The sequence below is a fragment of the Sphingobium chlorophenolicum genome (genome assembly GCF_000722875.1).
GTDB classification, from domain to species: domain Bacteria; phylum Pseudomonadota; class Alphaproteobacteria; order Sphingomonadales; family Sphingomonadaceae; genus Sphingobium; species Sphingobium chlorophenolicum.
In genome coordinates this window covers 117,330-139,493 of record NZ_JFHR01000002.1, presented here as the reverse complement: position 1 = coordinate 139,493, position 22,164 = coordinate 117,330, and the positions used below count along the sequence as shown (strand labels likewise).

Here is a 22,164-nt window from a genome sequence, read left to right as displayed (position 1 = left end):
CCCTCCCCACGCTTCGCGTAGGGAGGAATTCATGTCCGCTATTGGCACTACTGGCCGCCTTCATCCCGCATAAACAAAAAGGGCGCCTTGAAGGCGCCCTTTCCATATCGTTCCTGAAGGAACCGATTACTTCTTCAGCGTCAGGCCGCCGAAGCGCTTGTTGAAGCGCGCCACCTGGCCGCCCTGCTCAAGCTGGCGGGTGCCGCCGGTCCAGGCCGGGTGCGACTTCGGGTCGATGTCGAGCGCCAGCGTGTCGCCTTCCTTGCCCCAGGTCGAGCGGGTGCGGAAAGTCGAACCGTCGGTCATCTGGACGGTGATGAAGTGGTAATCGGGATGCGTATCGGCCTTCATTGGTCTGCTCCGTCTATGGGCCGGTTTCCGACCGGCCATGGATGCGAAAAATTGCGAAAGTGGGCCGCTACATGGGAATGCCCGCAAAAGCAAGGGGAGAAGCCCCCCTGCCCTTCTACCCTCAATCCTTCGGCGGGTCGGCGATCATCGCGACGAAATTGGCTTCCGCATGCAATTTGCCGTCGATCAGCGCCTTACCGCTGAACTTGCAGACCGCACCGCGCATTTGCACGACATCGACATGCAGGTCGAGCAGGCAGCCCGGCTCCACCGGATTGCGGAACTTCACACCGTCTATGCTCATGAAATAGACGAGCTTGCCGGACCCCGCGAGGTTCAGCGACTGCACCGTCAGCACGCCCGCCGCCTGGGCCATCGCCTCCACGATCAGCACGCCCGGCATGATCGGGCGGCCGGGGAAATGGCCCTGGAAGAAAGGTTCGTTGATCGACACGGCCTTGATCGCGTGGATCGATGTGTTGGGCACAATCGAAACCACGCGGTCAACCAGCAGCATCGGATAACGGTGCGGCAGCGACGCCATGACCCCCCGGATATCGAAGGGGCCGATGGCGCCGGACACGGCGTCAACCTGATCCGTCATCGAGCGATCAGCGCGACGTCGGCTGCTGCGACGGGTTGGCGGGCGCGGCGGCCGGGGCGGCGGCCTGACCCTGGCGGCCCGGCTGCCAGCCGGCCGGCGGGACGATGCCGACGCTGGGCACCAGCGCGTTGAGCTGGGTCACGACCGACTGGGTGATATCGACGGTCGGCTGATAGGAAACGGTCGCGTCGGGCGACAGGATCAGGTCGACCTTGGCCTGGGTCATGGCAGTCTTGAGCGCGTCGGACAGCTTGGCCGAAATCTGCTCTTCGACATAGGCGTTGGCAAGCGCGATCGGCTGACCCAGGCGCTGCAGTTCGGCCTGGCCGTCCTGACCGGCCTTCTGATAGGCTTCATATTGCGCCTGGATCGCCGGGGTCGGCTTGTTGCCGGCCGCCTTCATCGCGGCTTCCAGGGCAGTGCCCTTGGCCTTGAGGTCGGCGTCGATGGCGTTCTTGCGCGCGGTGAAGCTGTCGATCTGCGCCTTGTAGGTGGTCTGGATCTGGGTGCGCGCGGTCGAATAGGCCGAGCTGGTGGCGACGGCGCGTTGCAGGTCGACGACGGCGATGCCGACCTTCGACTGGGCGGCGGCCGGAACGCTGGTCAGCGCCATGGCGGTCATGGGCGCGAGAACCAGCGCCGCAGCCTTGAAAATCGTCTTCATCAGAATTGAGTCCCTACGTTGAAGGTGATGAGTTTGGTGTCGTCCCCTGGTTCCTTGAGCAGGGCCTTGGCGATGTCGATGCGGAACGGGCCGAAGGGCGAGTTCCAGTTGACGCCAAAGCCGACGGACACGCGGGGTTTCAGCGTGTCGCCCAGATATTCTTCCTCAAACGGCCCGATGATCAGCGTGTGCGTGTTCTGCGTCGGGTTCGTGGCGCTGTCGCCAGGGCAGACGCCGTCGCTTGCCGCCTGAACCCGCTGGCCCGTGGCGATGCTGGCGCAAATGCCTGGCGAACGCCGGGTGATCTCAGGATTGCGCAGACCGGCGACAGCCCCCGCATCGAGGAAGACCGACGGACGCAACCCCATTTCGCGAGCGCCCGAACCCAGCGGAATTTCCACCTCGGCCCGTGCCATATAGTACATCCGGCCACCCAGTGCGTCGTCACTGACATTGTTGTTGCCAGGCTGACGCACATAAGCGCCGGTCGAATCCTGGGTCAGATACCAGCGCTTCACGCGGGGGCCGATGCCGCGAATGTTGAAGCCGCGAATTTGCGGTTCGCCCAAGAAGAAGCGGTCGGTCAGGCGGATTGGATCGACCAGAGCGCCGCTCGCATCGCGGCGGTCGCCCTCCAGGCTGTGGATATAGCCGCCCTCACCCGAAATCGAGAAGATGAAGCCGCCACCAAGCGGCCAATATTTGGATGCATTCAGGCGCGTGCGCACATATTTCACGCTGCCGCCCAGACCCGCCAAATCCTGGCTGAGAACGACATTATGGCCCCGCGTCGGACGAATGCGATTGTCGCGGGTGTCGTAGATCAACGAATAGCCCAGCGAGGACGTCGTCCGCTTGCCGATCGCATCGCAAAGATAGCGGCCGGCGAACAACGGATCGCATTGCAGGCCCAGCGGACCCGGACCGTCGGGATCGGAATAATAAGTGTCCTTGTCGAGCGTCACGTCATCCAGATTCAACGTGTAGCGCAGCGCCAGCGACATATATTCGGTGATCGGCACGCCCGCCCGAAGCTGGAAGCCGGTCGTGCTCTGCTCGTATGTCGTGTCGCGGTCGTTATTGTTCAGATAACGGAAGCTGTTGAGGTCGCGCCGGTAGATGTCGCCACCCAGCGCGATATTCTTGTCCATGAAATAAGGCTCGGTAAAGCCCACTTCCACCGACTTGCTGTAAGCCGAATAGTTGACGCTGGTGCGCAGTTCCTGGCCCTTGCCCCGGAAGTTGCGCTGGGTGATGGACGCCGAGACGATGAAGCGTTCAAGGCTGGAGAAACCGGCCGACAGCGACAGTTCGCCGGTCGATTTTTCCTGCACATTGGTTTCCAGGACGATGCGGTCGGGCGCGGAACCCGGCTTCTGTTCGACATCCAGCTTTTCCTGGAAGAAGCCGAGCGAGTTGATGCGGTCCTTCGAACGCTTGACGAGGAAGCTGTTGAACGCGTCCCCTTCCGCCAGACGGAATTCGCGGCGGACCACCTTGTCCTGCGTCAGCGTGTTGCCGTTGATGTCGACCCGTTCGACATAGACGCGGGGCGCGTTGGCGATGCGGAAGTCGATCCCCATCGTCAGCGTGTCCTTGTCGCGCTGGAAGTCCGGCTGGACGTCCGCGAAGGCATAGCCGAACAGGCCCGCCGTCTCGCTCAGCGTGTCGACCGTGTCTTCCACCTGCTTGGCGTTGTACCAGTCGCCCTTCTTCATCGGCAGCATCTTGGTCAGCGAATCGCCCGACAGGTCGCGAATGTCGCTGTTGACCTTCACGTCGCCGAATTTGTAGCGCTGCCCTTCTTCCACCACATAGGTGATGATGAAGTCCTGCTTGTCCGGAGTGAGTTCCGCCACCGCCGAAATCACGCGGAAATCGGCATAGCCCTCCGTCAGGTAGAATTGGCGCAGCTTCTGCTGGTCATAAGCCAGCCGGTCGGGATCGTAGCTGGTGCCGGAGGAGAAGATGCGGAACCAGCGCGACTGCTTCGTCACCATCTGGCCGCGCAGTTCGCCGTCCTTGAACTTCTCATTGCCGATGATGTTGATCTGGCGGACCTTGGATTTCGGCCCTTCGGAGATTTCGAAGACGATGTCGACGCGGTTCTGGTCGAGCTGCACCATCTTCGGCTCGACGGTGGCGGCGAAGCGGCCCTGACGGCGGTACAGTTCGATGATGCGGGCGACGTCTGCGCGCACCTTCGACCTTGTATAGATCTGGCGCGGGGCCAGTTTTATTTCGGGACGTATCTTGTCTTCCTTGAGGCGCTTATTACCTTCAAGGACGATGCGGTTGATGACCGGGTTTTCCTTCACCTCGACGGTCAGCGCGCCATTGTCGTTGCGGATCTGGACGTCGGCGAACAGTTCCGTTTCGTAGAGGTCGCGCAGCGCCTGGTCGAGCGATTCCTGGGTGAAGGGCTGGCCGATGCGCAGCTTGGTGTAGGACAGCACCGTGTCGGGTTCCAGCCGCTGCTGGCCCGTGACGGAGATGTTGCGGATCGTGCCCGCGGGCGCGACGGCAGGAACAGGCGCAGGCGCGGCAGCCGGCGGGGCATCCTGCGCCACCGCAGGAACCGCAGACATGCCCGCGATCATCGTGGTCGCCAACAGGGCCACGACGACCGGGCGCTGCCTGTTGCTGCTCTTCATCGCTGTCACCCGCTCCACCTTCTACAAAAAAGCAACATATTGTTCACGTCGGGAAAAACGGCGTGAAATCGCGTCCTCCTGCCCGATACGGCTCAGCCGATCAAGCCGGACAGACGATCCCAGAGACCGAAAGAGGATAAATCGTTGAACGTTACCAGCATCATCATCGCCAGCAGGACTGCCAGACCCGACCGATAGGCCCATTCCTGGACCTGCGGGCTGACCGGCCGCCGCTGTATCGCCTCCACCCCGTAGAACAGCAGATGGCCGCCATCCAGCATGGGGATTGGCAACAGGTTGATGAACCCCAAGTTAATCGAGATGAGCGCCATGAAGAAGACGAAGCTTTCCATCCCCAGCGTCGCCGCCTGACCCGAAACCTCCGCGATCTTGAGCGGGCCGCCCAGTTCCTTGACCGACCGGCCGCCGCCGACGATCTGGCCCAGCGTTTCCACCATGGTGCGGACGATCTGGCCGGTGCGTTCGATTGCGACGACGGGGGCGCGGACAAGGCTGACCGGTTCGATCACCGGTTCGCCCGGCGCGATGCCGAGGCGGCCGATGCGGAATTTGTTGCCGAAGCCGTCATCCTCCTCGACCGCGCCGACCCTGCCCTGCTTTTCGAACAGCCTGCCCTGGCGGTCGATGACGATGGCGACGGGTTCGCCCGGACGAATCTGCGCGAACAGGCGGATGTCGTCGAAGGTCACCATGTCGCGCCCGTTGAGCGAGACGATGCGGTCGCCCGCGATGATCCCTGCAACAGCCGCCGCGCTGCCCGGCTGCACCTGCCCGGCGACGGCGGGCGTGCGGCTTTCGCCATGGACGAAGGCGAAGGTGGCCAGGATCAGGATGGCGAAGAGGAAATTGATCGCAGGGCCAGCGGCGACGATGGCCGCCCGCTGCCACAGCGGCTTGGCCGGAAAGCTTTCCGCCCGTTCGGCGGCAGGCAGTTCCAGCCAGCGCGGATCGGTCTGGCTGGCGGCGTTCATGTCGCCCTTGAACCGCACATAGCCGCCCAGCGGCAGCGCGCCCAGACGCCAGCGCGTGCCGCGCCTGTCCGTCCATGCCGCGATTTCCGGGCCGAAGCCGATGGAGAAGGCCTCCGCCTTCACGCCGCACCAGCGGCCCACCAGATAATGGCCCAGCTCATGCACGAAGACGAGCGGTCCGATGACTGCGACGAAAGCGAGGACAGTCAGCAGGAAGCCGGGATTCTGGATCAAGCAGTCAATCTTTCCATCACGAGGCCCGCCATATTGCGCGCCTCCGCATCCGCCGCCAGCACATCGTCGATGCGGCGGGGCACAGGCGCGCTATAGCGGTTCAGGACATCCTCTACAATCATGGCGATATCAAGGAAGCCGATGGCCCCTTTAAGGAAGGCGGCGACCGCGACCTCATTGGCGGCGTTCAGGATGGCGGGGGCCGCCCCGCCCTGTTGCGCGGCCTGCCGGGTCAGGCGCAGGGCGGGAAAGCGTTCCTCATCCGGCGCTTCGAAATCCAGGCGTCCGGCGCGGGCCAGGTCCAGCGGCTGGCAGGGCGTGGCGATCCGGTCCGGCCAGGCAAGCGCATGGGCGATGGGGATACGCATGTCGGGCGAGCCGAGCTGCGCCAATGTGGAACGGTCGCGAAATTCGACCATACTGTGGATGATCGATTGGGGATGGACGAGTATCTCTATCCGGTCGAGGCCGACGGGGAAGAGATGGGCCGCCTCGATCAGTTCCAGCCCCTTGTTCATCATCGTCGCGCTGTCGACGCTGATCTTCGCGCCCATCGACCAGTTAGGATGGGCGACCGCCTGCGCCGGGGTGATGCCGCGCATCTCTTCCCGGCTGCGGGTGCGGAAGGGGCCGCCGCTGGCCGTCAGCGTGATCCTTGCCACATCCTCCATGCGGCTGCCCGCAAGGCATTGGAATATGGCGTTATGCTCGCTGTCGACCGGCAGCAGCGTGGCGCCGGACGCCGACACCGCGTCCATCATCAAGGCGCCTGCCGACACCAGCGATTCCTTGTTGGCCAGCGCCACCGTGCCGCCCGCCTTCAGCGCCGCCATGGTCGGGCGCAGGCCCGCGCAGCCGACGATGGCCGCCATGCTCCAGTCCGCGCCCGCCTGCGCCGCGTCGACCAGCGCATCCTCGCCCGCCGCCGCTTCCACGCCGGAACCGCGCAGCGCGTCCTTCAGCGCCTCATAATGGACTTCATTGCCGATGACGGCGATCTGCGCATTGCTCTGGCGCGCGGCGGCGGCAAGGCCAGCCACATCGCTATGCGCGGTGAGCGCGACGACCCGATAGGCGTCGGGATCGCGCTGGATCAGGTCCAGCGTCGACATGCCAACCGACCCGGTCGCGCCAAAGATCGAAACGCTCTTCATCAGGGCAACACCAGGAACATATAGCAGGCGGCCGCCAGCGGCGCCGCCGCAACCACCCCGTCCAGCCGGTCCATCACGCCGCCATGGCCGGGGAGCAGCGTGCCGCTGTCCTTCACCCCGGCGCGGCGCTTCATGGAGCTTTCGAACAGGTCGCCCAGTTGCGCCGCCACCGCCAGCAGGCCGCTGGCCGCCGCAAGCTGAACCGGCAATCCGGCAAAACGATAGAGCAGGAAGCCGACGAGCAGCGCCGCCAGCACACCGCCGCCCAGGCCCGACCATGTCTTGGACGGGCTGACTCGCGGCGCCAGCTTCGGCCCGCCGATGGAGCGCCCGGCGAAATAAGCGCCGATGTCGGTCGCCCAGACCAGCGCCAGCGCCCAGAGCGTGAGCAGCAGGCCGATAGTGTCGGGCGCCTGTCCGCGCAGGAACAGCAGCGCCATCACCGGCACGACGATATAGGGCACGCCCAGCGCCAGCTTCACCGACCGGCTTGTCAGCGCGACGAAGAAAAAGGCCGCCGCCATCAGGCCGAAGGCGAGCCAGGACACGCCCGCCGCCGCCGGGCAGAGAATCGCCAGCGGCACCGACACGGCGAACATGGCCAGCTTGCGGTTTTCCGGGTTGGCGCCGGTCAGGTCGCCCCACTCCCCCTGCATCAGCACGCCCGCCACCGACAGCAAGGTCCAGAAGAGGAAGCCGCCGAAAAACAGCGCGGCCAAAGCCACGAGGATAAGGAGGATGCCGACGATGGCGCGGGTGCGAAGTTCGCTGGACATGCGCGTCACAGCCCGCCGAAACGGCGGTCCCTCAGGCGGAAGGCATCCAGCGCGGCGGCCAGCGCCTGCCCGTCGAAATCCGGCCATAGCATGTCGGTGAAATAAAGCTCGGCATAGGCGGCCTGCCACAGCATGAAATTGCTCAGCCGCTGTTCCCCCGACGTGCGGATCATCAGGTCCAGCGGCGGCAGGTCGGCGGTGTAGAGCGCCGCGTCGACATGCTCGATGCCGATCTCCTCCACCGCGATCTCGCCCGCAGCCACGCGGCGCGCCAGGATTTGCGCCATCCGCACCAGTTCGTCCTGCGCGCCATAGTTGAGCGCGATGGCGATGATCGGGCCGCTATTCCCGGCGGTCCGCGCCACGGCGCCTTCGATCAGGTCGACCAGCGACGGATCGAGTGCCTGATAATTGCCGATGATCCGCAGCCGCACGCCATTGGCGTGGAATTCGTCCAGATCGGACTGGATGAAATGGCGCAGCAGGCCCATCAGATCCGCCACTTCGCTGGCCGGACGCTTCCAGTTTTCGGAGGAAAAGGCGTAGAGCGTCAGGCATTCCAGCCCCAGATCCTGCGCGGCGCGGGCGACGCGGCGCACCGCCTCCACCCCGGCGCGATGCCCGGCGATGCGCGGCAGGAACCGCTTCTTCGCCCAGCGCCCGTTGCCGTCCATGATGATGGCAACGTGACGCGCGCCATGGGCTGGCGCGCCGCTGGTCGGATCGGGCTTGGCTTGGCTGGCCATCAGAGGGCGATGCGTGCTTTGGCCGCGAAAGGAAAGCCCCGGTTCACTGACCGAGAATTTCCTTCTCCTTCGCCGCCGCCGCCGCGTCGATGTCGGCGATGGTGCTGTCGGTCATCTTCTGGACTTCGGTTTCCAGGCGCTTGCGCTCATCCTCGCTGATTTCGCCCTTCTTCTCGTCGGTCTTCAGGCTGTCCATGCCGTCGCGGCGGACGTTGCGGACGGCGACGCGGGCGCCCTCCGCATATTTGCTGGCGAGCTTGGCCAGTTCCTTGCGGCGCTCTTCCGTCAGGTCGGGGATCGGCAGGCGCAGCGTCTGGCCGTCGACGATGGGGTTCAGGCCCAGGCCCGCCGAGCGGATCGCCTTGTCGCAAGGACCGACATTGCTCTTGTCCCACACCTGGACCGACAGCATGCGCGGTTCGGGCGCGGAAACGGTCGCGACCTGGTTAAGCGGCATATGCGCGCCATAGACCTCCACCGTCACCGGATCGAGCAACTGGATATTGGCGCGGCCGGTGCGCAGACCGCTAAGGTCGCCCTTCAGCGATTCGACGGCACCTGCCATGCGGCGTTCCAGCCCGGCCTTGTCATATTGAGCCATTTTGTTTCAGCGCTCCTGATTTTGCACGATCGTCGCCACACCGTCGCCGGCCAGCACCTTGGCCAGATTGCCGGTTTCGCGGATGTTGAACACGACGATGGGAATATTATTTTCGCGGCAAAGGGCAATGGCGCTTGCGTCCATGACCTTCAGATTGTCGTTCAGCACGCGGTCGAAGCTGATCTCTTCATAGCGGACGGCATCGGCCACATTTTTGGGATCGGCATTGTAGATGCCGTCGACGCTCGTGCCCTTGAACAAAGCGTCGCAGTTCATTTCCGCCGCGCGCAGGGCCGCCGTGGTGTCGGTGGTGAAATAGGGGCTGCCGGTGCCTGCCGCGAAGATGACGATCCGGCCCTTTTCCATGTGCCGCACCGCCTTGCGCCTTATATAGGGCTCGCAGACGGAGGCCATGGGGATGGCGGACTGGACGCGGGTGTCGTAGCCCAGCTTTTCCAGCGAATTCTGCACCGCCAGCGCGTTCATGACAGTGGCCAGCATGCCCATATAGTCGGCGCTGGCCCGGTCGAAACCCTTAGCGGCGCCCGCCAGACCCCGGAAGATATTGCCGCCGCCGACGACGACACACAGTTCGAAGCCCGCATCCTTGGCCGCCGCGATCTCGCCCGCGACGCGGTTCACTGTCTCCGGCTCTATGCCGAACTGACCCTGTCCCATCAGCACTTCGCCGGATAATTTTAACAAGATGCGCTTGAAGGCGGGCCGGGTCATGCGGGGCAAGAATCCTTGTAGTTGGCAGGGGAAGCGGCGGGGACATTAGAGGGGCGAAACCGGGATGCCAAGGGGCGTTTGTCGCAGGAGTCGCGCTTGACGCGGCGGGCGAGGCTTGCTCCATCCCTTCCCCATCCTATTTTGGCCTTTCCCCACTGCGGCAAGGAGACGTCCCGTGACAACATTACGCCCACTTGGATCAACAGGTTTGTCCATCGCTCCGCTGGTGCTGGGCGGCAATGTCTTCGGCTGGACCATAGACCGGGAAACCAGTTTCGCGGTGCTGGACGCCTTCGTCGCGGGCGGCGGCACGATGATCGATACCGCCGACGTCTATTCGGTCTTCGCGCCGGGCAACAAAGGCGGAGAATCCGAAACGCTGATCGGGGAATGGATCGCGGCGCGCGGCCGGCGCGACGATGTGCAGATCGCCACCAAGGTCGGCATAGCAATGCCCGACGGTGAGGGCCTGTCCGCCGCCTGGATCGCCCGCTCCATCGACGATTCGCTTCGGCGGCTGCGGACGGATCATATCGACCTTTATTATGCGCATAAGGACGATGAAGCGACGCCGCTGGACGAAACGCTGGCCGCGTTCGACCGGCTGGTGAAGGGGGGCAAGGTCCGCGCCATCGCCGCGTCCAACTATTCCGCCGCCCGGCTGAGCGAGGCGCTGGATATTTCCGCCGCCAATGGGCTGGCGAGCTATGGCGCGCTTCAGCCCGGCTTCAACCTGGTCGACCGCCATGGGTTCGATGCTTCATTGCAGCAGCTTTGCATCGATCGCGGGCTGGGCGTCGTGCCTTATTTCGCGCTCGCCTCCGGCTTTCTGACGGGCAAATATCGGCGGGACGCCGACATTCAGGGGGCGCGCAAGGGCATCGTCGAACGCTATGCCAGCCCGGCGGCCTACGACCTGCTGGATGTGATGGATGCCGTCAGCCAGGAAACCGGCCTTACCCTGGCGCAGATCGCTCTGGCATGGCTTGCCGCCCAGCCCGGCATCACCGCGCCGATCGCCAGCGCGACCAGCGTGGCGCAGACGGAAGAACTGATCGCGGGCGCCAGCGCCAGCCTGAACGCCGACCAGCTTGATCGCCTCACCCACGCAAGCGAAGCCGTGACGCGCGCGAAGGGCTGAAACGCAAAGCGGCGCGGTTCCGGTTGGAACCGCGCCGCAATGCTTTATAGCTTTGAGGATGCTTAGACGCCTGCTGCCGCAGCCACTTCCGCGGCGAAATCGCTCGTTTCCTTCTCGATGCCTTCGCCGAGCTGGAAGCGGATGTAGTTTTTCAACGTGATCGACGCGCCGGCTTCCTTCGCCGCCTTGGCGACGACGTCAGCGACCGGGGTCTTGTTGTCCATCACGAAGAGCTGGCTGAGCAGGGCCTGCTCCTTGGCGAACTTGGCGACCGCGCCGTCGACCATCTTGGCGACGATCTCGGCAGGCTTGCCCGATTCGGCAGCCTTTTCAGCGGCGATGGCGCGTTCGCGCTCCAGCAGGGCGGGATCGATGTCGGCAGCCGACAGAGCCAGCGGGAAGGCGGCGGCGATGTGCATCGCGATCTGCTTGCCCAGCGGCTCCAGGACGTCGGCCGGCGCGTCGCCTTCCAGTGCGACCAGAACGCCGATCTTGCCCAGGCCCGGAGCGGCGGCATTGTGGACGTAGGGAACAACCACGCCCTGGCTCACTTCGACCTGGCCGACGCGGCGCAGGGTCTGGTTCTCGCCGATGGTGGCAATGTTGGCGACCAGCTTCTCGGCGACGGTGCCGCCCGCCGGATAGGCGGCGTTCGACAGCGCGTCGGCATCGGTAACGCCGGTTTCCAGCGCGATGGTCGAAACGGTGCGGACGAAATCCTGGAACTGGTCGTTCTTGGCGACGAAGTCGGTTTCGCTGTTCACTTCGACGGCGACGCCCTTCGTCCCGGCGACGGCAACGCCGACCAGACCTTCAGCGGCGGTGCGGCTGGACTTCTTCTGCGCGGCGGCCAGACCCTTGGCGCGCAGCCAGTCGGTCGCGGCCTCAATGTCGCCATTGGCTTCGGTGAGCGCCTTCTTGCAGTCCATCATGCCCGCGCCCGAACGGTCGCGCAGTTCCTTGACGGCGGCAGCGGTAATTTCGGCCATGTTTCGGCTCCTAAATGTTTCGGATGGTTCAAATATGCGGGAGGGCGCATCTCCGGAAGAGTGCGCCCTACGCCGTCAATCTTTCAGTTCGAAGTCTCCGTTTCCCGTCTCCGTTCGCCCTGAGGGCCGCACCTCTTCAAAAGAAGAAGAGGGCTTCGACAGGCTCAGCCCGAACGGGAAAGGAAATATCAGGCTTCGGCAACGACCTCTTCAGCGGCGGGCTCGTCCAGAGCGCCGAGATCGACGCCCGAAGCCTGCTGCGCGCCACGGTTGCCCTTGGTCGCCGCGGCGGCGATGGCGTCGCAATAGAGGCGGATGGCGCGGCTGGCGTCATCGTTCGCCGGAACCGGGAAGGCGATGCCGTCGGGCGAGACGTTCGAATCGAGGATCGCGACGACCGGGATGCCCAGCGTGTTGGCTTCCTTGATCGCCAGCTCTTCCTTGTTGGCGTCGATCACGAACATGACATCGGGGATGCCGTTCATGTCGCGGATGCCGCCCAGCGACAGTTCCAGCTTCTCGCGCTCGCGAGTCATCTGGAGGACTTCCTTCTTGGTGAAGCCGTGGGTGTCGCCCGACAGCTTCTCTTCCAGGGTCTTCAGGCGCTTGATCGAGCCGGAAATGGTCTTCCAGTTGGTGAGCATGCCGCCCAGCCAGCGATGGTTGACGAAATGCTGGCCCGACTTGCGGGCGGCTTCGGCGATGGGGTCCTGCGCCTGGCGCTTGGTGCCGACGAACAGCACCTTGCCGCCGGCGGCGACGGTCGCGGAGACGAAGTCCAGAGCGCGGCCGAACAGCGGCACGGTCTGCGACAGGTCAAGGATGTGGATGCCGTTGCGCTCGCCGAAGATGTACGGCTTCATGCGCGGGTTCCAGCGGTGGGTCTGGTGGCCGAAATGGGCGCCAGCCTCGATCAATTGGTGCATGGTGACGACAGGAGCCGCCATAATATTTCTCCTTCCGGTTTGACCTCTGGGAATCAGGAACTGGGCGTCACGCCGCAGCACCGGATATGTCGATTCCCATGTGGAATGGGCGCGCCTTTAGCGGGCCGGGAAAAGCAATGCAAGGGGTTGACTCTCCGTTCCGGATGGAACATAAAGAGAACATCGGGAACAAACAGCGGATTTACGCGGTTTGCGCTGGGTATAGTGAACCATGCCGTGAAAATGGCAAGACAGAAAGTGATCTGCTTATGTTCGCACTGGTCGCAGCATTTGTTTTCATCGGATCGTTCCTGCTGGCCGCAGGCACCATCATCGGCATGCTGATGCTCTATCATGGCAAAATAGTGGCGGCGCTGACGTTCGAACCCATCCCGCGGGAGGTGCCGGTCTATCGGCTGCGGATCAGCCGCCGGCGCGCCGCTCCTTCGACGCGACGGGCGGTTCCCGTGCTGGCTGCCGCCGCCCTTGTCGCTTGAGGATTAGACCGCCTGAAGATCAGGCCGCCCCCTCGTCCGCCCGCTGCCGCCGCACCCTGGCATAGGAGAGCATGCCGAAGGGGATGAGGGCGAGATAACAGGCGCACAAGGCCAGCAGCGTCAGCCAGGGATCGGTGATCAGCAGCGCGGCCAGCAATCCGGCGAGCGCAATCGCCTCCAGCCTGATACGCTTGCGCAGGCGCAGCGCCGACCAGCTATAGGTCGCGATGTTGGAGATCATCAGGAAGGCGGTGAAGCCGGCCCAGGGGGCCACCACATACCATGCGCGGAACAGCGGCTCGCCCGTCACCAGCCAGAGGTAGAGCGGCACGAAGGCCAGCCCGGCCCCAGCGGGCGCGGGAACGCCGGTCAGGAAACCGGCCGATTTGTGCGGCTGCACGTCCGCATCGATATTGGCGTTGAACCGCGCCAGCCGCAGCGCGCAGGACAGCGCATGGGCGAGCGCAAAGATCCAGCCGAATTTCGGCATGGCGTGGAGCGACCAGAGATAGAGCACCAATGCGGGCGCAACACCGAAAGCGATGGAGTCCGACAGCGAATCCAGTTCCGCGCCGAAGCGGCTCTCGCCCCGCAGCAGCCGGGCGATGCGGCCGTCCAGTCCGTCCAGCACCCCGGCGATCAGGATGGCGAGCACCGCCCGCTCCCACTCGCCGGAAATGCCGTAGCGCACGCCGGTCAGGCCGAAGCACAGCGCCATCGCCGTCACGGCGTTGGGCGCCACCATCCGCAGGGTGATCCCCCGGCGCAGGCCTCGCGGGATGGCGCGCCGCTGCCGCATTATTGCTGAATTCCCGAAATCACCCGCATGTCGCCCATCTGACCCAGGATCGTCTCGCCCGCGACCGTCCGCTGCCCCAGCACCACGCGGGGCGCGGTTCCGGCGGGCAGATAGACGTCGACCCGGCTGCCGAAGCGGATCAGGCCGATTCGCTGCCCGGCGGCGACCATGTCGCCCGGCTTCACGAAGGGCACGATCCGCCGCGCCACCAGCCCGGCGATCTGGGTGAAGCCGATGCGCACGCCGTCATGGCGCTCGACCAGGATATGCTGGCGCTCATTATCCTCGCTCGCCTTGTCGAGGTCCGCGTTCAGGAACTTGCCGGAGATATAGACGACCGACTTCACCGTACCGCCGATGGGCGTGCGGTTGATGTGCACGTCGAACACGCTCATGAAGATCGACACGCGGATCATCGGCTGGTCGCCCAGCCCGTCCGGCCCCGCCATCTCGCGCGGCGGCGGCACCCGTTGGATCAGCGTCACCAGTCCGTCGGCGGGCGCGACGATGGCGCGTTCGTCCTGCGGCACGGCGCGGACCGGATCGCGGAAGAAGGCCAGCACCCAGATCGTCACCATCACCATCAGCCAGCCGGGAAATTCCCAGCCGACCAGGAACAGCAGCGCGGTGATGGCCGCCGCGATCAGGCCGAATTTGACGCCCTCCGGATGGACGGAGGGGAAGCGCCATTTCACATTGCCGCCCAGCGCGACGGTCAGTTCGTCATTTTCCATGGACATCGTCTTTAGGCACAGTCGGTTGGAGTGACAACGTCCGATGCTGGTGGAAGCGCGATGAAATGATCCTGATCCCAGGACGTGGGCATCCTATCGAGGCATATAGCTGCTCCTGCTTCGCAAGAGCACGAGAGTTGAGGCAAGACTTCCCATTTCCGGTCGAATCCCTGCACACCCCAGTTGAACATTGCCGCCGCTTTGCCTAGTGCGGTCCCAATTCCACCCGAACGAAGAAAGCGGAACAGGCGCTATGGCTAAGATCAAGGTGAAAAACCCCGTCGTGGAGATCGACGGCGACGAAATGACGCGGATCATCTGGCAGTGGATTCGCGAGCGCCTCATTCTCCCTTATCTCGACGTCGACCTGAAATATTATGATCTGGGCGTCGAGAAGCGCGACGAGACCAACGACCAGATCACCATCGATTCCGCCAACGCGATCAAGGAACATGGCGTCGGCGTGAAGTGCGCCACCATCACCCCCGACGAAGCCCGCGTCGAGGAATTCGGCCTGAAGGAAATGTGGAAGTCGCCCAACGGCACGATCCGCAACATCCTGGGCGGCGTGGTGTTCCGCGAACCCATCGTGATCCGCAACGTGCCGCGTCTGGTGCCCGGCTGGACCGACCCGATCGTCATCGGCCGTCACGCATTCGGCGACCAGTATCGCGCCACCGACTTCCTGGTCCCCGGCCCCGGCAAGCTGCGCATGGTGTGGGACGGCGCCAATGGCGAGAAGATCGAGAAGGACGTCTTCAACTTCCCCAGCTCCGGCGTCGCCATGGGCATGTACAATCTGGACGATTCGATCCGCGATTTCGCCCGCGCCAGCATGAACTATGCGCTGGGCCGCGGCTGGCCGCTCTATCTGTCGACCAAGAACACCATCCTCAAGGCCTATGACGGCCGCTTCAAGGATCTGTTCCAGGAAGTGTTCGACGCCGAATTCGCCGACCAGTTCAAGGCTGTCGGCGCCGTCTACGAGCATCGCCTGATCGACGACATGGTCGCGTCCGCCCTGAAGTGGAGCGGCAAGTTCGTCTGGGCGTGCAAAAATTATGACGGCGACGTCCAGTCGGACACCGTGGCGCAGGGCTTCGGCTCGCTGGGCCTCATGACCTCCGTCCTGCTCTCGCCCGACGGCAAGACGGTCGAGGCCGAAGCGGCGCACGGCACCGTCACCCGCCACTATCGCCAGCACCAGCAGGGCAAGCAGACGTCGACCAACCCGATCGCGTCGATCTTCGCCTGGACACAGGGCCTGGCCTATCGCGGCAAGTTCGACGAGACGCCGGAAGTCACCAAGTTCGCCGAAACGCTGGAGAAGGTCTGCATCGAAACCGTCGAGAGCGGCGCGATGACCAAGGATCTGGCCCTGCTGATCGGTCCGGAACAGGCGTGGATGACCACCGAGCAGTTCTTCGAGGCGATCCGCGTGAACCTGGAAGAAGCCATGGGCAAGTGGGCCTGATCCACCCGCCTGCTGGAACTGAACCGGATTTGCGCGGTTCAATACGATAACGGAACGAGGCGGCGCCGCATCCCGGCGCCGCCTTTTTCATATCCGGGCAAGCTGCCGTCCCGATTATATGCAACAGGAGGCGACCAGATGACGACGACGGCCAAGAAACGCCTGGAAGTCCGGGCCGCGGTCCCCGCGGACGTGCGCGGCATTCAGCGGCTGATCGCCCGCGTCTATCCCGGAATGCCCAATTATTCGCTGGCCACGCTGCGCGGCCAGATCAACAATTTCCCGACCGGCTGCTTCGTCGCGCTCTATGACCACAAGATTGTGGGCTATTGCGCGACCATGCGCGTCAGCAAGAGCATGGCCTTTTCCGCGCACGACTGGGAGGAGATCACCGCCAACGGCTTCGGCACGCGGCACAGCGCGGCGGGCGAATGGCTTTACGGCTATGAGATGGCGGTCGATCCCAAGCTGCGCGGGCTGCGGATCGGCCAGCGCCTCTATGATGAGCGCAAGGAACTGGCCGAGGAACTGGACCTGCACGGCATCATCATCGCGGGGCGCATGCCCGGCTATGCCCGCGCCAAGCGGCGCGTCGACGGGCCGGCCGATTATCTGGACAAGGTCGTGCACGGCAAGCTGCGCGACCAGGTGATCAGTTTCCAGCTCAAGAATCAGTTTGAGCCGCTGGGGGTGCTAGAAAATTATCTGCCCGAAGACAGGCAGTCAGACGGCCACGCCGCCCATCTGGTGTGGCGCAATCCCTATGTCGATCCCGACGAAGCGCCCGAAATGCGGGTGCCTCGCGGAGTGGAGAGCGTCCGCCTTGCCACCTGCCAGTTGCAAGCCCGCGCCGTGAAGGATTTCGACGAATTCATCCGCAACATAGAATATTTCGTCGACGTCGCGGCGGATTATCGGTCGGACTTCATCGTCTTTCCCGAATTGTTCACGCTGCCGCTGTTGTCCTACGAGACGAAGAAGCTCTCCCCGGCGGAGGCTATTGACAGGCTGACCGGCTATACGCCGCGCCTGACCAGGGAACTGGAGCGGATGGCGCTGGAATATAATATCAACATCATCGGCGGCTCCCACCCGACGCGGGCCGAGGATGGGGATATCCAGAATATCGCCTATGTCGCGTTGCGCGACGGATCTCTGCACACGCAGGAGAAGATCCACCCGACGCCCAACGAAGCCTTTTGGTGGAACATCAAGGGCGGGGATTCACTGGACGTGATCCAGACCGACTGCGGGCCGATCGGCGTGCTGATCTGCTATGACAGCGAGTTTCCGGAACTGGCGCGGCGGCTGGTGGACCAGGGCGCGCGGATCATCTTCGTGCCCTTCTGCACCGACTCGCGGCTGGGTTATATGCGCGTACGTTATTGCGCGCAGGCCCGGGCCATCGAGAATCAATGCTATGTCGTGATGTCGGGCAATGTCGGCAATCTGCCCAATGTCGACAATATGGACATTCAATATGCGCAGAGCGCGATATTGACGCCCTGCGACCTGCCCTTTGCACGGGACGGGATCGCGGCGGAATCGACGGAGAATGTCGAGACGCTGACCATGGCCGACGTGAACCTGGCGGACCTGAGCTGGGCGCGGGCGGAAGGCACGGTGCGCAACCTGCGCGACCGGCGGTTCGACCTCTATCATATCGACTGGGACAGCAATCCCGACCATAGCCACGCGCCGAGCGGAGGGCCGGTGCCAGCGGGCGGGCATAACGCGCCCGGTGGGGGGTGATTGGGGTGGAGAGCGGACTTTTCTAATCCTCCCCATCGATAGATGGGGAGGGTCGAAGAGGAGGCACGTGACTCTCTTCGACAGCCGAAGGCTGGTGGAGGGGAATGGGGCACGACCTCCGAATTTCCCCTCCACCACTCGCTTCGCGAGCGGTCCCCCTCCCCACGCTGCGCGTAGGGAGGAATTTTAAACGAAAACCCGCTTCACTCGACGGTGACGGACTTGGCGAGGTTTCTTGGCTGGTCGACGTCGGTGCCTTTCGCCACGGCGACGTGATAGGCCAGCAACTGCACCGGCACGGCGTAGACCATCGGGGCGATCAGGGGATGGACCTTGGGCATGGTGATGGTCGCCATGCAACCCTCCCCCGCCGCCTGCACGCCGTCATAGTCGGAAATCAGCACCACCTTGCCGCCGCGCGCCTGCACTTCCTGCATGTTGCTGACGGTCTTTTCGAACAGCGGCCCGCTGGGCGCGAGGACGATCACCGGCACCTTGTCGTCGATCAGGGCGATGGGGCCGTGCTTCATCTCGCCCGCGGCATAACCCTCGGCATGGATATAGCTGATTTCCTTGAGCTTTAGCGCGCCCTCCAGCGCCAGCGGATAGTCCGGACCGCGCCCCAGATAGAGCACGTCCCGCGCTCCCGCGATCAGATGCGCCATCGCCTCGATGGATTCGTCATAGGCCAGCGCGCCGTTGAGCGCGGCAGGCGCTTCGGACAAATGCCGGACCAGTTCCTTCTCCGCCTTCGCGTCCAGCCGCCCCTTGGCCCGCGCCAAGTTCGCCGCGAACGCCGCCAGCACCGCCAACTGGCAGGTGAAGGCCTTGGTCGAGGCCACGCCGATTTCCGGCCCGGCATTGGTGGGCAGCAGCAAGTCCGCCTCCCGTGCCATGGTGCTGGTCGGCACGTTCACGACGGCGGCGATCTTCTGCCCCTCCGCCCTTGCATGGCGTAGCGCCGCCAGCGTGTCGGCGGTCTCGCCCGACTGGCTGATGACGATCATCAGGCCGCCATCTTCCATCACCGGGGCGCGGTAGCGGAACTCGCTGGCCACATCGATGTCGACGGGAACACGGGCGAACTGCTCCACCCAATATTTGGCGACCATCCCGGCATAATAGCTGGTGCCGCAAGCAACGATCGTCACGCGGCGGATCGTGCTCAGGTCGAAATCGGGCACCGGCAGCGACACCCGATCCTCCATCCGCTGGAGGTAGGAGCGCAGAGTCTGCGCCACGACCACCGGCTGCTCGTAAATTTCCTTGAGCATATAGTGGCGGTGATTGCCCTTGGAGATCAGCTCGCCGGTCACGCCGGAAATGGTGACGGGGCGCTCGACGACATTGTTGTCCTTGTCGAAAATCTCCGCGCCGTCGCGGGTGATGACGACCCAGTCGCCCTCCTCCAGATAGGCGATGCGCTGGGTCAGCGGGGCAAGCGCCAGGGCGTCGGACCCGAGATAGGTCTCCCCCTCGCCATAACCCACCACCAACGGCGACCCCAGGCGCGCGCCGATCAGCATGTCGGGGTGGCTGCGGAACAGGATCGCCAGCGCGAAGGCGCCATGCAGGCGGGGCAGCACCTGCGCCACCGCGTCCTTCGGCGACGCTCCCTGCTCCACCAGTTCGCTCACCAGATGGGCGACGACCTCCGTATCGGTCTGGCTGTCGAACACGCGGCCCCGCGCCATCAGTTCCTCGCGCAGCGGCTTGAAATTTTCGATGATGCCGTTGTGGACCAGCGCCACTTCCTTCGTGGCGTGGGGGTGGGCGTTGCTGGTCGTCGGCGCGCCATGGGTGGCCCAGCGGGTATGGGCGATGCCGGTGGTGCCGGGCAGGGGCGCGGATTCCAGTTCCTTCACCAGATTGGCGAGTTTGCCCTCCGCCCGGCGGCGGTCGATCTGCGCGTCATGGACGGTGGCGACGCCCGCGCTGTCATAGCCGCGATATTCGAGGCGCCTGAGGCCCTCGACCAGCCGGTCCGCCACGTCGTCCTTGCCGATGATTCCGATGATGCCGCACATGGATAGTCAGTCCCAAAGCCGTGAAAACTCTACGCTTATGCCGCCTATGCCACGATCATGCGGCGGGTGACAGGGGTAGCGCATCATCGTGGACGAATTGTAACCAGCCAGACATCGGGGGGCGCCAGCAGCCGGATCGGCAGGCCGCTGGTGCCGAGCCCCGCCGACACGACCATAGTCCTGGCCCCATCCCGATAGACCCCGCAGGCATAGCGCGTGCCATAGCGCGAGGGCACATAGACGATGCCCGCAAAGGGCAAGGCCACCTGCCCGCAATGGGTGTGCCCCACCAGCGTCAGCATCGGCCGGTCGGGCAGCAGCGGAAAGGCATCCGGCCCATGGGACAGCATCAGCGGCGCGCCCCCCAGCGCCTGCATCGCGCCCAGCGTCTTGGGAATGTCGGGCCGCCCGGTATAGATGTCGCGCAGTCCGCCGATGGCCAGCGGACCGCGCCGCACCGCCTGATTGTCGAGCAGGCGGATGCCGATCCGGGCGAACAGGCCACCCCATTGGCGGCGGCTGAGCCCCGTATGCTTGCGCGCATCATGATTGCCCAGCACCGCCACCACCCCCAGCGGGGCGCGCAATTCGGCGAAAGGCGCGATGCTTTGCGCCGGATCATAGGTCGCGCCACCCTTGTCATCGCCGATATAGTCGCCGCCCAGCACGATGAGGTCGGGGTGGAGGCCATTCACCAAAGCGACGATCCGCGCCATCCGCTCCGGGCTGTTGTCCGGGCCGGACAAATGGCTGTCGGTCAGCAGTGCCACCGTCACCGGGCGGCCGGGCGCGTCGGCCGGAAAGGGCAGCGCGACGTCCAGCCGCCGCACCACCGGCATCGCCCGCGCATTGGCGAAGAGCCAGACCACCCCGCCCGACACGACCAGAAGGATGAGCAGCAGCGCCGCGAGCCAGCGCCGCCTTCGGAAGAAAGCCGTCACTTGGCGGCTTTGCGCGCCTGCATCCGCGCCCGGAAGCGGGCCGCCCAGCCGGGTTTCGCCTCCTGCTTCGGCCGGACGAGGCATAGCGCGTCAGCCTCTACCGCCTGCGTCACCACGCTGCCCGCCGCGACGATGGCGCCGTCGCCGATCTTCACCGGGGCGACCAGGGCGCTGTTGGAGCCGATGAATGCGCCCGCGCCGATCTCCGTCTTATATTTGAAGAAACCGTCATAATTGCAGGTGATGGTGCCCGCCCCGATATTGGCCCCCGCCCCTATGCTGGCGTCGCCGATATAGGACAGGTGGTTGGCCTTGGCGCCTTCGCCCAGTTCGGCCTTCTTCATTTCGACGAAATTGCCGACCTTGGCCTTGACGCCGATCTTCGCGCCGGGACGCAGGCGGGCATAGGGGCCGATTTCCGCGCCCTGGCCGACGGTCGCGCCCTCCAGATGGGAAAAGGCGTGGATCGTCGCGTCGTCCGCCACGCTAACGCCGGGGCCGAAGACGACATTGGGTTCTATCACCACGTCGCGGCCCAGCACCGTGTCATGCGCGAAGAACACCGTTTCCGGCGCGATCAGCGTCACGCCGTCGCGCATCGCCTCGGCCCGGCGGCGGTCCTGCCAGACGGCCTCCACCCCCGCCAGTTCGGCGCGGCTGTTGACGCCCGCCACTTCCCATGCCTCCGCCTCGATCACCGCGCTCTGCGCGCCGGGCAGCATGACGATGTCGGGCAGATAATATTCGCCCGCCGCATTATTATTGCCGATCTGGTCGAGCAGCACGAACAGGTCGGTGGAGCGCACCGCCATCAGCCCCGAATTGCAGAGCGTCACCGCCCGCTCCTCCGCATTGGCGTCCTTATATTCGACCATCTTTTCGATGACGCCCTGATCGCGGGCGATGATCCGGCCATAGGCGGCGGCATCCTCCGGCCGGAAGCCCAGCACCACGGCGCGCGGTTCATCGCCCCAGTTCAGGCGGTCCAGCATGGCCCGCAGGGTTTCGGTGCGCACCAGCGGCACGTCGCCGTAAAGGATCAATATGTCGCCCGCGAAACCGGCCAGCGCATCATGCGCCTGCGCCACGGCATGGCCCGTGCCGTGCTGCTGTTCCTGCACGGCGATGACGGCGCCGCTGCCCTCCACCGCCTTTTCCACCTGATCGCGACCTGCGCCGACCACGACGACCTGCCGTTCCGGCTGCAATTCCGCCACGCTGGCGAGCAGATGGAGCAGCATCGGCCGCCCCGCTATGGGGTGCAGCACCTTATGCTTGGCGGATTTCATGCGCGTGCCCTGCCCGGCGGCAAGGATGATCACGGCGAGGGGACGGCTGGCGGTCACAGGGGCATCCTTCACAAAAGAGGCCAAGAA

At 64.6% G+C, this 22,164-nt stretch carries 21 protein-coding genes; 4 read left to right on the top strand and 17 right to left on the bottom strand.

All coding sequences use genetic code 11. The features are described 5' to 3' along the window. Positions 1-126: 126 nt before the first annotated feature. The 10 genes from rpmE to pyrH form a co-directional block, all read right to left on the bottom strand. A complete protein-coding gene (gene rpmE / locus BV95_RS02265) occupies positions 127-351 on the bottom strand; it encodes a 50S ribosomal protein L31 (RefSeq protein WP_013847278.1) in 225 nt (74 codons plus the stop codon). A gap of 121 nt (positions 352-472) precedes the next feature. Next, on the bottom strand, positions 473-955 hold the full coding sequence (gene fabZ / locus BV95_RS02260) for a 3-hydroxyacyl-ACP dehydratase FabZ (RefSeq protein ID WP_013847279.1): 483 nt from the start codon (positions 953-955) through the stop codon (positions 473-475). A gap of 7 nt (positions 956-962) precedes the next feature. Beyond that, positions 963-1,619 (bottom strand): OmpH/Skp family outer membrane protein, encoded by a 657-nt coding sequence (locus BV95_RS02255; RefSeq protein WP_037446829.1) that lies wholly within the window; start codon positions 1,617-1,619, stop codon positions 963-965. Continuing rightward, positions 1,619-4,273: an outer membrane protein assembly factor BamA gene (gene bamA / locus BV95_RS02250; RefSeq protein ID WP_037446827.1), complete on the bottom strand. Its 2,655-nt coding sequence runs from the start codon at positions 4,271-4,273 to the stop codon at positions 1,619-1,621. Before bamA ends, BV95_RS02255 begins: the two co-directional genes overlap by 1 nt. A 92-nt stretch (positions 4,274-4,365) precedes the next feature. Then, positions 4,366-5,499 (bottom strand): RIP metalloprotease RseP, encoded by a 1,134-nt coding sequence (rseP, locus tag BV95_RS02245; RefSeq protein ID WP_037446825.1) that lies wholly within the window; start codon positions 5,497-5,499, stop codon positions 4,366-4,368. After that, positions 5,496-6,653 (bottom strand): 1-deoxy-D-xylulose-5-phosphate reductoisomerase, encoded by a 1,158-nt coding sequence (locus BV95_RS02240; RefSeq protein WP_037446822.1) that lies wholly within the window; start codon positions 6,651-6,653, stop codon positions 5,496-5,498. The genes rseP and BV95_RS02240 overlap by 4 nt, the downstream gene beginning before the upstream one ends. Then, positions 6,653-7,429 (bottom strand): phosphatidate cytidylyltransferase, encoded by a 777-nt coding sequence (locus tag BV95_RS02235; RefSeq protein WP_037446818.1) that lies wholly within the window; start codon positions 7,427-7,429, stop codon positions 6,653-6,655. The genes BV95_RS02240 and BV95_RS02235 overlap by 1 nt, the downstream gene beginning before the upstream one ends. Positions 7,430-7,434: 5 nt before the next feature. After that, positions 7,435-8,175, bottom strand: a complete 741-nt coding sequence (locus tag BV95_RS02230; protein WP_037446815.1) for an isoprenyl transferase — start codon at positions 8,173-8,175, stop codon at positions 7,435-7,437. A gap of 43 nt (positions 8,176-8,218) precedes the next feature. Further along, positions 8,219-8,776, bottom strand: a complete 558-nt coding sequence (gene frr / locus BV95_RS02225; RefSeq protein ID WP_037446812.1) for a ribosome recycling factor — start codon at positions 8,774-8,776, stop codon at positions 8,219-8,221. Positions 8,777-8,782: 6 nt separating this feature from the next. Further along, a complete protein-coding gene (pyrH, locus tag BV95_RS02220; RefSeq protein WP_037446809.1) occupies positions 8,783-9,508 on the bottom strand; it encodes a UMP kinase in 726 nt (241 codons plus the stop codon). A gap of 175 nt (positions 9,509-9,683) precedes the next feature. On the opposite strand from pyrH, the gene BV95_RS02215 reads away from it, so the two are divergent. Beyond that, positions 9,684-10,649, top strand: coding sequence for an aldo/keto reductase (locus tag BV95_RS02215; RefSeq protein ID WP_037446807.1), 966 nt, complete (start codon positions 9,684-9,686; stop codon positions 10,647-10,649). 62 nt (positions 10,650-10,711) lie between these two features. On the opposite strand, the gene tsf is transcribed toward BV95_RS02215, so the two are convergent. Next, positions 10,712-11,638 (bottom strand): translation elongation factor Ts, encoded by a 927-nt coding sequence (gene tsf / locus BV95_RS02210; protein ID WP_037446805.1) that lies wholly within the window; start codon positions 11,636-11,638, stop codon positions 10,712-10,714. 188 nt (positions 11,639-11,826) lie between these two features. Continuing rightward, positions 11,827-12,585: a 30S ribosomal protein S2 gene (gene rpsB / locus BV95_RS02205; protein WP_013847289.1), complete on the bottom strand. Its 759-nt coding sequence runs from the start codon at positions 12,583-12,585 to the stop codon at positions 11,827-11,829. 77 nt (positions 12,586-12,662) lie between these two features. Here rpsB and BV95_RS24485 point away from each other — a divergent pair, with 77 nt between their 5' ends. Then, positions 12,663-13,061, top strand: a complete 399-nt coding sequence (locus BV95_RS24485) for a hypothetical protein (protein WP_234703081.1) — start codon at positions 12,663-12,665, stop codon at positions 13,059-13,061. A 19-nt stretch (positions 13,062-13,080) separates the two neighbouring features. Here the strand turns inward: BV95_RS24485 and BV95_RS02195 are convergent, their stop codons facing one another. After that, positions 13,081-13,860 (bottom strand): CDP-alcohol phosphatidyltransferase family protein, encoded by a 780-nt coding sequence (locus BV95_RS02195; RefSeq protein WP_037446800.1) that lies wholly within the window; start codon positions 13,858-13,860, stop codon positions 13,081-13,083. Next, positions 13,860-14,594: a phosphatidylserine decarboxylase gene (locus tag BV95_RS02190; RefSeq protein WP_037447016.1), complete on the bottom strand. Its 735-nt coding sequence runs from the start codon at positions 14,592-14,594 to the stop codon at positions 13,860-13,862. The genes BV95_RS02195 and BV95_RS02190 overlap by 1 nt, the downstream gene beginning before the upstream one ends. 253 nt (positions 14,595-14,847) lie before the next feature. Between BV95_RS02190 and BV95_RS02185 the strand changes: the two genes are divergently transcribed. Continuing rightward, positions 14,848-16,068, top strand: a complete 1,221-nt coding sequence (locus BV95_RS02185; protein WP_037446796.1) for an NADP-dependent isocitrate dehydrogenase — start codon at positions 14,848-14,850, stop codon at positions 16,066-16,068. A 138-nt stretch (positions 16,069-16,206) separates the two neighbouring features. Further along, a complete protein-coding gene (locus BV95_RS02180; protein WP_037446792.1) occupies positions 16,207-17,820 on the top strand; it encodes a bifunctional GNAT family N-acetyltransferase/carbon-nitrogen hydrolase family protein in 1,614 nt (537 codons plus the stop codon). 203 nt (positions 17,821-18,023) lie between these two features. Here the strand turns inward: BV95_RS02180 and glmS are convergent, their stop codons facing one another. From glmS to glmU, 3 genes are all read right to left on the bottom strand, one after another. Beyond that, entirely contained in the window at positions 18,024-19,847 is a 1,824-nt protein-coding gene (glmS, locus tag BV95_RS02175; protein WP_037446789.1) for a glutamine--fructose-6-phosphate transaminase (isomerizing), read from the bottom strand. Between the two features lie 83 nt (positions 19,848-19,930). After that, positions 19,931-20,788 carry a metallophosphoesterase gene (locus BV95_RS02170; protein ID WP_037447013.1) on the bottom strand — a complete coding sequence of 286 codons (858 nt, stop codon included), beginning with the start codon at positions 20,786-20,788 and terminating at the stop codon, positions 19,931-19,933. Next, a complete protein-coding gene (gene glmU / locus BV95_RS02165; RefSeq protein WP_234703084.1) occupies positions 20,785-22,077 on the bottom strand; it encodes a bifunctional UDP-N-acetylglucosamine diphosphorylase/glucosamine-1-phosphate N-acetyltransferase GlmU in 1,293 nt (430 codons plus the stop codon). Before glmU ends, BV95_RS02170 begins: the two co-directional genes overlap by 4 nt. Positions 22,078-22,164 lie beyond the last annotated feature (87 nt).